At 61.5% G+C, this 12,631-nt stretch carries 9 protein-coding genes; 6 read left to right on the forward strand and 3 right to left on the reverse strand.

Annotated features, from left to right (window positions below):
• Window positions 1-74 precede the first annotated feature (74 nt).
• The 6 genes from CD58_RS01795 (at window position 75) to mdoH (ending at window position 8,270) form a co-directional block, all read left to right on the forward strand.
• Window positions 75-1,022 carry a choline ABC transporter substrate-binding protein gene (locus CD58_RS01795; RefSeq protein ID WP_025211381.1) on the forward strand — a complete coding sequence of 316 codons (948 nt, stop codon included), beginning with the start codon at window positions 75-77 and terminating at the stop codon, window positions 1,020-1,022.
• Between the two features lie 163 nt (window positions 1,023-1,185).
• The gene (locus CD58_RS01800; protein WP_025211382.1) at window positions 1,186-2,097 is read left to right on the forward strand and encodes an alpha/beta hydrolase; all 912 of its coding nucleotides are present in this window, start codon (window positions 1,186-1,188) and stop codon (window positions 2,095-2,097) included.
• A 105-nt stretch (window positions 2,098-2,202) separates the two neighbouring features.
• The gene (gene pip, locus CD58_RS01805; protein ID WP_003196909.1) at window positions 2,203-3,174 is read left to right on the forward strand and encodes a prolyl aminopeptidase; all 972 of its coding nucleotides are present in this window, start codon (window positions 2,203-2,205) and stop codon (window positions 3,172-3,174) included.
• On the forward strand, window positions 3,171-3,608 hold the full coding sequence (dtd, locus tag CD58_RS01810; RefSeq protein WP_025211383.1) for a D-aminoacyl-tRNA deacylase: 438 nt from the start codon (window positions 3,171-3,173) through the stop codon (window positions 3,606-3,608). Before pip ends, dtd begins: the two co-directional genes overlap by 4 nt.
• 350 nt (window positions 3,609-3,958) lie before the next feature.
• Window positions 3,959-5,707, forward strand: a complete 1,749-nt coding sequence (locus CD58_RS01815; protein WP_419178818.1) for a glucan biosynthesis protein G — start codon at window positions 3,959-3,961, stop codon at window positions 5,705-5,707.
• Window positions 5,700-8,270: a glucans biosynthesis glucosyltransferase MdoH gene (gene mdoH / locus CD58_RS01820; protein WP_025211385.1), complete on the forward strand. Its 2,571-nt coding sequence runs from the start codon at window positions 5,700-5,702 to the stop codon at window positions 8,268-8,270. The genes CD58_RS01815 and mdoH overlap by 8 nt, the downstream gene beginning before the upstream one ends.
• Window positions 8,271-8,453: 183 nt before the next feature.
• On the opposite strand, the gene CD58_RS01825 is transcribed toward mdoH, so the two are convergent.
• From CD58_RS01825 to CD58_RS01835, 3 genes are all read right to left on the reverse strand, one after another.
• Entirely contained in the window at window positions 8,454-8,792 is a 339-nt protein-coding gene (locus tag CD58_RS01825) for a DUF6124 family protein (protein WP_025211386.1), read from the reverse strand.
• A 1,539-nt stretch (window positions 8,793-10,331) separates the two neighbouring features.
• A complete protein-coding gene (locus CD58_RS31100) occupies window positions 10,332-10,496 on the reverse strand; it encodes a hypothetical protein (protein ID WP_158482149.1) in 165 nt (54 codons plus the stop codon).
• Between the two features lie 135 nt (window positions 10,497-10,631).
• Window positions 10,632-12,536 (reverse strand): HAMP domain-containing methyl-accepting chemotaxis protein, encoded by a 1,905-nt coding sequence (locus CD58_RS01835; RefSeq protein WP_025211388.1) that lies wholly within the window; start codon window positions 12,534-12,536, stop codon window positions 10,632-10,634.
• Window positions 12,537-12,631 lie beyond the last annotated feature (95 nt).

Genomic DNA, 12,631 nt, shown 5'->3' on the forward strand with positions numbered 1-12,631 from the left:
GCTGCGTAATGTCTCGGACACGGTGCACAAAGACACCGGCCCACAATAATCCGCTGCCGCACGAGACCCTCCCGATGAAAAGACTGTTCAAACGCTGTCTGTCGACCCTCTGCGGTACCGTCATTTTGAGCACCGGGGCGATGGCGGCCGAGCCGGCATCCTGCCAGACCGTGCGCATGGGCGTGGTCAACTGGACCGACGTGATCGCCACCAGCGGCATGGCCGATGTATTGCTCACGGGCCTGGGCTACGACAGCAAACAGACCAGCGCCGTGCAGCAGATCATCTTCGCCGGCATCCGCGACAAGCGCCTCGACATTTTCCTGGGCTACTGGAAACCGGCGATGGACAAGAACATCGCCCCATTCCTGGCCGCCAACCAAGTGAAGGTGCTGGACAAGCCGAGCCTGGCCGACGCCCAGGCCACCCTGGCGGTACCCGACTACGTGGCGGCGGCAGGGCTCAAGACCTTTGCCGACATCGCCCGGTTCAGGGACCAACTGGGCGGCAAGATTTATGGCATCGAGCCGGGCAGTGGAGCCAACACCACCATCAAGACCATGATCGAAACCAATCACTTCGGCCTCAAGGACTTCAAGCTGATCGAATCCGGTGAGGCGGGCATGCTGGCTGCGGTGCAGCGAGCGGTCAATCGCAAGGAGTTCGTGGTGTTCGTTGGCTGGACTCCGCACCCGATGAACATCAACATGAACATCGCCTACCTGACCGGCAGCGAAGACGTCTACGGCCCGAACGAAGGCGCCGCGACCGTTTCCACGGTGACCGCGCCGGACTACGCCCAGCGGTGCCCGAACGTGAATCGGCTGTTGGAAAACCTGACCTTCACCGCCGCCCAGGAAAGCCAGTTGATGGTGCCGATCATGGAGCGCAAGACACCCCAGGAGGTCGCCCGGCAATGGCTGCGTGATCATCCCGAGGATCTTCAGCGTTGGCTGGCCGGCGTGACCAGTTTTGATGGCAAGGATGGCGTGGCGGCGGTGCAGGCCAGTCTCAAGAACTGAGGCAATTTTCTGGCCACTGATAACCCCTGTGGCGAGGGAGCTTGCTCCCGCTGGGTGGCGAAGCCGCCCCAAGAATCTTGTGAGCGCTGCGCGCTCAAGCGGGAGCAAGCTCCCTCGCCACAAAGCCTCCGAGCCACATCTTGGCGATCTACGGCAAACCACGATGACCTACCCAATCTCCCAGGCAATGTCAGCCTTCATCGACAAAACCCTGAGCTTCAACAGCCCAGACGAGAGCCTCACCGGCTTGCGCCAGGCCTACAGCCAAATGTGCCGGGCGTTCACCCCACCGTGCCCGGAGGCGTTGCAGGTCGAGGATTTCGAGCTGGCCGGCGTGGTCGTGCGGGCTTATCACCCTCGGATCGAGCCACCCTGCGAAGGCTGGCCGTGCGTGCTCTACCTGCACGGAGGCGGTTGGGTGGTGGGGGACCTGGACTCCCATGACTTCATCTGCATGGAGCTGGCTTCCACCCTCGACGCGCTGGTGGTGGCGGTGGATTATCGGCTGGCCCCGGAGTATCCGTTTCCGGCGGGCTTCGACGATTGCTTGGCGGTGTGGCTCCATCTGGCGTCCGCCCCTTTTGTTATCGACCCTCACCGCCGGTTGGTGGTCGGCGACAGCGCCGGGGGTAACCTCGCCGCTGCGTTATGCCTGGCTTTGCGCGATGCCGGGCAGCCGTTGCCCCAGGCCCAGGTGCTGATTTATCCCGCCCTCGGTGGTCCTGTGGATTTGCCCTCGCGACACGAATGTGCCGACGCGCCACTGCTGAGCAGCCGCGACCTGGACGACTATCACCGGCTTTACCTGGGCGGCGCTCCTGCGTCGCCCTACGCCATGCCGCTGCTCGCCGATGACCTGAACGGCTTGCCGCCAGCGCTGGTCATCGTGGCGCAATGGGACCCGCTGCGCGACGACGGTGTCCTCTACAGCGAGCGGTTGAACGCCGCAGGCGTGGACGCTGTGCTGTATATAGGCGGAGGATTGGTTCACGGCTGTTTGCGGGGCCGGGGCCAGGTGCCAGAGGTCGATCAGATGTATCGCGCACTGTTGGCATACCTCACTGACACGCTTTGACTGCGCAGGGGACATGCTCATTAAGGTAATTCGGGTTTATGATGCCGGACGGCAGACTAAATAGATGTCCCTACAGGGATGACTCGACCCCTTACGGAGCGCTCAATGCAGACTTTGTACCCGCAGATCAAACCCCATGCCCGGCACGATCTGGCTGTCGATGACACCCACACGCTCTATGTCGATGAAAGCGGTTCCCCCGAAGGCCTGCCAGTGGTGTTCATCCACGGCGGCCCGGGTGCGGGTTGCGATGCGCAGAGCCGTCGCTACTTCGATCCGAACCTCTATCGCATCGTCACCTTCGATCAGCGCGGCTGCGGTCGTTCTACCCCCCATGCCAGCCTTGAGAACAACACCACCTGGGATCTGGTCGAAGACCTGGAGCGCATCCGTAAGCACCTGGGCATCGAAAAGTGGGTGCTGTTTGGCGGCTCCTGGGGCTCGACCCTGGCCCTGGCCTACGCCCAGACCCATCCGGAACGGGTACACGGCCTGATTCTGCGTGGGATCTTTCTCTGCCGTCCGCAGGAAATCGAGTGGTTCTATCAGGCTGGCGCCAGTCGCCTGTTCCCCGATTACTGGCAGGACTACATCGCCCCCATTCCCTTGGACGAACGCGACGACCTGCTGAGCGCCTTCCACAAGCGCCTCACCGGGAACGACCAGATCGCCCAGATGCACGCGGCCAAGGCCTGGTCCACCTGGGAAGGTCGCACCGCGACCCTGCGTCCGAACCCGCTGGTGGTCGATCGCTTCTCCGAGCCGCAGCGGGCGCTGTCGATTGCCCGGATCGAATGCCACTATTTCACTAACAACGCCTTCCTCGAGCCGAACCAGCTGATTCGCGACATGGGCAAGATCGCCCATTTGCCGGGTGTCATCGTGCACGGCCGCTACGACGTGATCTGCCCGCTGGACAATGCCTGGGAACTGCATCAGAACTGGCCCAATAGTGAATTGCAGGTGATCCGCGACGCCGGTCACGCCGCGTCTGAGCCGGGTATCACCGACGCCCTGGTGCGCGCCGCTGCGCAAATGGCCCGGCGCTTGCTTGATTTGCCGCCCGAAGAAGCATGAAGGGTTTGTTGCAACGAGTTCGCGGCGCCCGGGTCGAAGTAGCAGGAGAAGTCGTCGGTGCCGTGGACCAGGGCTTGCTGGTGCTGGTGGCTGTCGAGCCCGAGGATACCCGGGCCAGCGCCGACAAACTCCTGCATAAGCTGCTTAACTATCGGGTGTTCAGCGATGCCGAGGGCAAGATGAACCTGTCCTTGGCTGACGTCGGTGGCGGTTTGCTGCTGGTTTCACAGTTCACCCTGGCGGCGGACACCAAAAGCGGTTTGCGCCCGAGCTTTTCGACGGCCGCGCCGCCGATCCTGGGAGAAGAGTTGTTCAACTATTTGGTTAGCCAAGCGAAACAGGTGCATGGCACTGTGGCATCAGGTAGATTCGGCGCCGACATGCAGGTGCATCTGGTCAACGACGGCCCGGTAACCTTCTTGTTACAGGTCTGAAAGCGTTTGAAACATCTTTTCGGGTCTGTTTCGAGGCTAAACAGAGAGTTTTCTCGATAAATACTTCGCTGTCCCTGATGCGTTGTCACGCGGCCTACTAGATAATCGCGCGCTACGGGGGATCAGCGTTCGCTGGTCCATTTGACTTAGGTAGAGACTTGTCCTGGTCCGTTTGGGGAATCATTTTCTCCCACCGGAGTCGGAACAATGCTCGCCAACTTGGCAAGAGTGGTCGGCAGGGTCGGTTTTTCAATGCCGATACCGTGCAGATACTTTATCTGGCCGTTGGTTTTTTGATCTGTTTTCGGCGAGGGTTGCTCGTGATTGTTAGTCCCTGTAATGCACAAAAAATGTCTGCCAAACGGTTTAGAAACGCTCTGGTAGCGGGCTCGGCCCTGTTGTGCCTGTTCGGTGCGGGCCAACTGTGGGCATTCAGCCTGGATGATGTATCGGCGAAAGCTCAAGAACTGGCTGGGCAAAAATTTGAAGCCCCGCGCAGCAATCTGCCGAACGAATTCCGCGAAATGAAATTCGCTGACTATCAAAAAATTCGTTTCCGTACCGAAAAAGCCGAATGGGCCGACCAGAAGACACCGTTCAGGCTGTCCTTCTACCACCAGGGCATGCATTTCGACACCCCGGTGAAAATCAACGAAATCACCGCGACCACCGTCGAAGAGATCAAGTACGACCCGTCGCGCTTCGATTTCGGTGACGTGAAGTTCGATCCCAAGGCCACCGAGCAGTTGGGCTACGCGGGCTTTCGCGTGTTGTACCCGATCAACAAGGCCGACAAGCAAGACGAAATCATGACCATGCTGGGCGCGAGCTACTTCCGCGTCATCGGCAAGGGTCAGACTTACGGCTTGTCCGCCCGCGGCATGGCCATCGACACCGCATTGCCATCCGGTGAGGAATTCCCGCGTTTTCGCGAGTTCTGGATCCAACGCCCGAAACCGACCGACAAGCACCTGGTGATCTTCGCCCTGCTGGATTCGCCACGGGCCACCGGCGCCTATCGCCTGACCCTGCGTCCGGGCACCGATACCATCGTTGACGTGAAATCGCGCATGTTCCTGCGTGATCGCGTGACCAAGCTGGGCGTTGCCCCGCTGACCAGCATGTTCCTGTTTGGCGCCAACCAGCCGTCCAAAGTGCTGAACTACCGTCGCGAATTGCACGATTCCAGTGGCCTGTCGATCCATGCCGGCAACGGCGAGTGGATCTGGCGCCCGCTGAACAACCCGAAACACCTGGCTGTGAGCAACTTCTCGGTAGAAAACCCACGTGGTTTCGGCCTGCTGCAACGTGGTCGTGACTTCAGCCACTACGAAGACCTGGACGACCGTTACGAAAAACGTCCAAGCGCCTGGATCGAACCGAAAGGCGATTGGGGCAAGGGCTCTGTCGATCTGGTGGAGATTCCGACCGCCGACGAAACCAACGACAACATCGTAGCGTTCTGGAGCCCGGAAAAACTGCCGGAGCCAGGCCAGCCGCTGGACTTCGCCTACCGTCTGCACTGGACCCTCGACGAAGCCAACCTGCATTCGCCGGATAGCGCCTGGGTCAAGCAGACCCTGCGTTCCACCGGTGACGTGAAGCAATCCAACCTGATCCGTCAACCGGACGGCAGCGTGGCTTACCTGGTGGATTTCGAAGGTCCTTCCCTGCAAGCCCTGCCGGAAAGCGCTGATGTGCGCAGCCAGGTGAGCGTCGGCGACAACGCCGAGATCGTCGAGAACAGTGTGCGCTACAACCCCGAAACCAAGGGCTGGCGCCTGACGCTGCGGATGAAGATCAAAGACCCGAGCAAGGCGACCGAGATGCGCGCCGCCCTGGTCCGGCCGCTGGTTCCGGTCGAGGAACCTGCTACGTCGCATTCGGTGACCACCCTGGCCAAGGCCGACAAGATCGCCAAGCAGCAGAACGAGAGAGAGAAAGAAAAAGAGCAAGGAACCGAGACGGAAAAAGAAGCCAAGGCCGTCAAGGCAGCGTCCGCCGCCGCCGTTGAAGCCTCCTCAACCCCGCAGGAACCGGAACAGACTGAGCAAGTCCTGACCGAGACCTGGAGCTATCAGTTGCCTGCCGATGAGTAATACTTCAGTACAGCCAGAGTCTCTTAGCGAGTATCTGGCACATTTGCCCATGACCGACGAGCAGCGCGCCGAGCTGGCGGGTTGCACGTCTTTCAGCGAATTGCACCAACGCCTGTCGTCTTCGACCTTCGACGCACCCACCGAGGCGGCGCAAGCCTCGGTGGGCCGTCGCCTGACCCTGAGCACCGCCGAGGAGCTCCAGGATGCCGAGATGCTGGCGGTCGATGCCAGCGGCCGTGTGTGCCTGAAGGCTACACCGCCGATTCGTCGGACCAAGGTCGTGCCGGAACCGTGGCGCACTAACATCCTGGTGCGCGGTTGGCGGCGGTTGACAGGCCGGACCAACCCGCCGAAGCCACCCAAGGATGAGCGTGTGCTGCCGCATGCGCGCTGGCGTACCGTGGGGTCGACCCGCCGCTACATCCTGCTGATATTGATGCTCGGCCAGACCATCGTCGCCGGCTGGTACATGAAAGGCATCATGCCGTACCAGGGCTGGTCGTTCGTGGACCTGGAAGAAGTCCTGCACCAACCGCTGTTGCAGACTGCTACGCAAGTGCTGCCCTATGCGCTGCAAACCAGCATCCTGATCCTGTTCGGGATCCTGTTCTGCTGGGTGTCGGCGGGTTTCTGGACGGCGCTGATGGGCTTTCTCGAATTGCTCACCGGCCACGACAAATACCGTATCTCCGGTGCCAGTGCCGGCAACGAGCCGATCCCCAAGGAAGCCCGTACCGCCCTGGTGATGCCGATCTGTAACGAAGACGTGCCGCGGGTATTTGCCGGTTTGCGTGCGACCTTCGAGTCGGTGGCCGCCACCGGTGACCTGGATCGTTTCGACTTCTTCGTGCTCAGCGACAGTAACGAAACCGATATATGCGTGGCCGAACAGCAGGCCTGGCTGGATGTCTGCCGAGAAGCCGGGGGCTTCGGCAAGATCTTCTATCGCCGCCGTCGCCGTCGCGTGAAACGCAAGAGCGGTAACCTCGACGACTTCTGCCGCCGTTGGGGCAGCGAGTACAAGTACATGGTCGTGCTCGACGCCGACAGCGTCATGAGCGGCACGTGCCTGACCAGCCTGGTACGCCTGATGGAAGCCACGCCGGACGCGGGCATCATCCAGACCGCGCCACGTGCCTCGGGCATGGACACGCTGTATGCCCGCATGCAGCAGTTCGCCACGCGAGTGTACGGTCCGTTGTTCACCGCCGGCCTGCACTTCTGGCAGTTGGGTGAATCCCACTACTGGGGCCACAACGCGATCATCCGCATGAAGCCATTCATCGAGCACTGCGCCCTGGCGCCGCTGCCGGGGAAAGGCGCGTTCGCCGGTGCCATCCTGTCCCATGACTTCGTCGAAGCCGCGCTGATGCGCCGTGCCGGCTGGGGCGTGTGGATTGCCTATGACCTGCCGGGCAGCTACGAAGAACTGCCGCCGAACCTGCTGGACGAACTCAAGCGTGATCGTCGCTGGTGCCACGGCAACCTGATGAACTTCCGGCTGTTCCTGGTCAAGGGCATGCACCCGGTGCATCGTGCGGTGTTCCTGACCGGCGTGATGTCCTACCTGTCGGCGCCCCTGTGGTTCTTCTTCCTGGTGCTGTCCACTGCACTGCTGGCGGTGAACACGCTGATGGAGCCACAGTACTTCCTCGAACCGCGTCAGCTTTATCCGTTGTGGCCACAATGGCACCCGGAAAAAGCCATCGCCCTGTTCTCGACCACCGTGGTGCTGCTGTTCCTGCCCAAGTTGTTGAGCATCGTGCTGATCTGGGCCAAGGGTGCGAAGGAGTTCGGTGGCAAGTTCAAGGTAACGCTGTCGATGCTGCTGGAGATGCTGTTCTCCATGCTGCTGGCGCCGGTGCGGATGATTTTCCACACCCGTTTCGTGCTCGCCGCATTCCTGGGCTGGGCAGCGACCTGGAATTCGCCACAGCGTGACGACGACTCAACGCCATGGAGCGAAGCGGTCAAGCGCCACGGTCCGCAGACCTTGCTGGGCTTCTTCTGGGCCCTGTTGGTGATCTGGCTGAACCCGAGCTTCCTGTGGTGGCTGGTGCCGATCGTCGGCTCGTTGATGTTGTCGATCCCGGTGTCGGTGATTTCCAGCCGCGTGGGCCTGGGCTTGAAGTCCCGTGATGAAAGCCTGTTCCTGATCCCTGAGGAATACGCACCGCCACAGGAACTGGTGTCGACGGACCAGTACACCCATGAAAACCGTTGGCACGCGCTGAACGACGGCTTCATCCGGGCGGTGGTCGATCCACAACAGAACGCCTTGGCCTATGCGCTGGCGACCTCGCGTCACGGCCAGGCCGAGCCGATTGAATGGCTGCGGGTCGAGCGCGTGCGTCATGCCCTGAAGGCGGGCCCGTCCGGGCTCAGCAACAGCGAGCGTCTGGCGCTGTTGAGCGATCCGGTGGCCCTGTCCCGCTTGCATGAGCAGGTCTGGAGCGAGGCTCATCCTGAGTGGCTGGCGGCGTGGCGGGAATCGGTCGAGGCCGATCCTCATGCACCGTTGCTACCGCTTCAGCCGTTGAGCGCACAGCCTCAAGTGGCCTGATACACAAAAAGCCCCGCTTCTGAAAGGAAGCGGGGCTTTTTGTTGGGCGCTGTTTCAGTATGTGAACACGATCTGTGGCGAGGGAGCTTGCTCCCGCTGGGTGGCGTAGCCGCCCTCGCTTTTTGGGCGTCCGCTGCGCGGCCGAGCGGGAGCAAGCTCCCTCGCCACAGTTTTGTGGTGCGGTCAGGGTTGTGTGTTGACGTTGTCCAGTGCCCGATTTGCCAGCAATCCACTCAGTTCGATCAGTTGCTGGATGCCAAGGGCGACATGGCGTCGTGAGCCTTCCAGGTCGAATGCCAGGTCGCTGACCATGGCGTCGGCTGAAGCCAGGGTTTCGCTGAGGTTGGCCAACAGGCTTTCGGTGTCGATGCCGTCGACGATGGTGAAGAGCTGGCCCGGCTGTTTGTTCTCGGGGTTGGTCTGTTTGGGCTTCAGGTAGTAGTCGAGCGCGCGGTCGGTGGCTTCCTGGAGTTTCTTGGGGTCGGTTTCGGGTTCTGGTGGGTTGGGTGTGGCCTTGAACATGGTTGACGCTCCTTGATTGATGGAGCCGCCAGACATCGCTGCTAAACGAAAAGGGTGGCGACTGTGCGCGGGTTAGCAGACCAGGAATCAAGGAACCCGGCGCACCGAAGTGCCCCACGCACAGCCGCCATAAGCGGACCTGCGTGCCTTGATATTGTGCCGAGCTGCTAAACCCGATCGCTGAACTGACAGCGACCTGCAAACGTTAGAGCCCAGGGCCAAGGCGCACAAGCCGGCGGATTCTGGCGTAGTTGTAGGCAATGGCGCAAGGTTGTGTAGCCCTGTGCTGAAGGGCAGATTTCGTGTGTATATCCGTTATTTAGGTAACGGCTACTTATGGTTCCGCTCTTACAGCGGCTCACTTTTGAGAAGCGCAAAAGTAAGCAAAACGCTTTAGCCCCACCACTCGGCACCTCGCCTAGGCTCGGTGTGCCCTCACTCCGGCATTGCTCCGTGGGCCCGCTGCGAAGGGCCATCCATGGCCCAGCGCAGCTATCCCGGCATCCATGCCGGGATGCCCACTCCACAATGCCTGCGTTCGGCCAGCGTGGTTAACGGGGCGCCGAGATCAACGTCCACCGCGAGGCGGCCTAGTAGCCGACCTGGTTCTTGGTGGGACCGCGTTTCCCCTGTGGGAGCGGGCTTGCCCGCGAAGGCGGCCTGATAGCCGGCCTGTCCCTTGCGGGTGTACCCCAATCCAACGGTGGGAGCGGGCTTGCCCGCGAAGGCGGCCTAGTAGCCGGCCTGTCTCTTGCGGGTGTACCCCAATCCAACTGTGGGAGCGGGCTTGCCCGCGAAGGCGGCCTAGTAGCCGGCCTGTCTCTTGCGGGTGTACCCCGATCCAACGGTGGGAGCGGGCTTGCCCGCGAAGGCGGCCTAGTAGCCGACCTGTCTCTTGCGGGTGTACCCCGATCCAACGGTGGGAGCGGGCTTGCCCGCGAAGGCGGCCTAGTGTCCGGCCTGTCTCTTGCGGGGGGTACCCCAATCCAACTGTGGGAGCGGGCTTGCCCACGAAGGCGGCCTAGTAGCCGACCTGTCTCTTGCGGGTGTACCCCGATCCAACTGTGGGAGCGGGCTTGCCCGCGAAGGCGGCCTAGTAGCCGGCCTGTCTCTTGCGGGTGTACCCCAATCCAACTGTGGGAGCGGGCTTGCCCACGAAGGCGGCCTAGTAGCCGACCTGTCTCTTGCGGGTGTACCCCGATCCAACTGTGGGAGCGGGCTTGCCCGCGAAGGCGGCCTAGTGTCCGGCCTGTCTCTTGCGGGTGTACCCGATCCCACTGTGGGAGCGGGCTTGCCCGCGAAGGCGGTGGTTCAGTCACATAGATGTTGGGCTTGCCGGCCTCATCGCGAGCAAGCTCGCTCCCACAGGGGGGCTGTGTTGGACATGAATTTTGTTTTCACTGGAGGTTGAATGTGGGAGCAAGCTCGTTCGCGATGGCGGTGTGTCAGTTTGCGATGATGTTGGATGTGCCGGCCTCTTCGCGAGCAAGCCCGCTCCCACAGGAGGAATGCGGTCCCCATCAAGAACCAGGTCGGCTACTAGGCCGCCTTGCGGTGGACTTTGATCTCGGGCGCCCCGTTAACCACGATGGCCGAACGCAGGCATTGCGCAGTGGGCATCCCGGCATGGATGCCGGGATAGCCGCGCTGGGCCATGGATGGCCCTTCGCGGCGGCCCACGGAGCAATGCCGGAGTGAGGACATGCCGAGCCTAGGCGAGGCACCGAGTGGTGGGGCAAAAGCGCTTTGGTTACTTTCGCGCTTTTCGAAAGTGAGCCGCTGTAAGAGCGGAACCGTCAGCAGCCGTTACCTAAATAACGGATATACACACAAAAACCATCAAACCCTAAACCGCCCCACCAACCCCTGCAAATGCCCCCCCAACCGCGCCAGTTCAGCACTGGAAGCAGCCGTTTCCTCACTGGACGACGCCGTCTGCTCCGACACATCACGCACATTCAACACGCTACGATTGATCTCCTCAGCCACCGAGCTCTGCTGCTCGGCCGCGGCGGCGATCTGTTGGTTCATCGACTGGATCGCCGAGACGGTGCGAGTGATGTTTTCCAGTGAACCACCCGCACGGCGGGTCAGTTGCACGCTGTTGTCGGTCAGGTTGCGGCTGTTGTCCAGGGTGGTCGCGACTTGCTCGGTGCCTGATTGCAGGCCGAGGATCAGCTCCTCGATCTCCTCGGTGGATTTTTGGGTGCGCTGGGCCAGGCTGCGGACCTCGTCGGCCACCACCGCGAAACCACGTCCGGCTTCGCCCGCACGGGCCGCTTCAATGGCGGCGTTAAGCGCCAGCAGGTTGGTTTGCTGGGCCACGGACTTGATCACGTCCAGCACGCTGCCAATCTTGTCGCTTTCGCGTTTCAGGTCGCCCATCGCTGCGGTGGAGTTACCCACCTCGAGGGCCAGACGTTCGATTTGGGCGATGGCTTCGCCGACCACTTTTTCACCTTCGCGAGCCTGCTGGTCAGCCGCGACGGCTGCTTCGGAAGCTTCCTCGGCATTGCGCGCGACTTCCTGCACCGTGGCGGTCATTTCATGCATGGCTGTGGCGACCTGGTCGGTTTCCACTTTCTGGCTGTTGACCCCGGCGCTGGTCTGTACGGTCACGGCCGAGAGCTGTTCGGCAGCGCTGGCGATCTGCGTGACGCCTTCGCTGATGCCGCCGATCAATTCCCGCAGGCCCACGGTCATGCTCTGCATGGCGCGTTGTAGCTGGCCCAGCTCGTCGCGGCGGTCGGAGCTGAGATTGTGGGTCAAGTCGCCCGCCGCCACGCGCTCGGCGATCTTGAGAGTCTGGCCCAAGGGGCCAACGATTTGCCGGGTGATGAGCAGGGCGGCGATTACACCGAACAAGAGCGCCAGCGCAGCAGCCGAGACCAGGAATATCTTGGCTTCGGCGGCGTCATGGTCGCGCACGGCGGTCTGGGAGACGGTCAGCTTTTGGCTGGTATCTATCAATACGTCGCCTTGCTCTGCCATGCGCTTGAGTGCTGCGGCGTTGTCAATCTGGGAGTCGCGGAACTGGCTGACCGCTGCGCGATAGGTATTGATCGAGTCGTTGGCCTGTTGCAGGTTGGCGGCATGTTCCTCGGGCAACTGATCCGGCAAGCGTGCGAGCAGTTTGAGGACATTGTCGATGGCCTCAAGGGCCGGTTGCTGGGCTTCGCTCTTGCCGCTGTAGGTGTAGCCGCGCACTTGATAGCGCGCTTGCTGGATCGCCTTGCTCAGGGTCACGATACTGTTGAACTGGGCGACGCTATCGCCTTGCAACAACGATTTCTCTACTTCAGCGACGCGGGCCACCGCATTGTCTGCACTGGCACCGAGCTTGCTGCGAGCATCTTCTCGGCTGGTGGTCGCGCGGGTCATCTCGGCGAAGGCGTTTTTGTACTCGGCAACGGCGGCCAATTGTTTATCGATCAGTGCGACATCGGTCGGTTGCTCGATCAGTTGGCGGGAGGTCTTCAGCCCGGCTTCGAGTTTGGCAATCAGGTCGTTGACTTGCTGCGGGCCTTTTTCGCCCCGCGAGGTGTCGTAGTCCATGCGTGCCAGGCGCAAGTCCTTGGTCAAATCGTTCAGGCTGGCAATGAAACCCAGCTTGTCGCCACGGCTGATCACGTTACCCAAGCCGCTCCAGCCGGTGAAGGCGATTATCACGGTCAGGAACAGCACCAGGCCGAAGCCGAAACCCAGTTTTCGATTGACGCTTACATTGCCTAGCCATCGGAACATGCTGTTACTCCCTGCAGCGCTGAATTTATTTGCTGGGAGCTATATCGACCGGTTGGAAGGGATCTGTAGAGAATAGGAGTCAGTCGCTTCTCATG

Source organism: Pseudomonas brassicacearum, from assembly GCF_000585995.1.
GTDB lineage: Bacteria > Pseudomonadota > Gammaproteobacteria > Pseudomonadales > Pseudomonadaceae > Aquipseudomonas > Aquipseudomonas brassicacearum_A.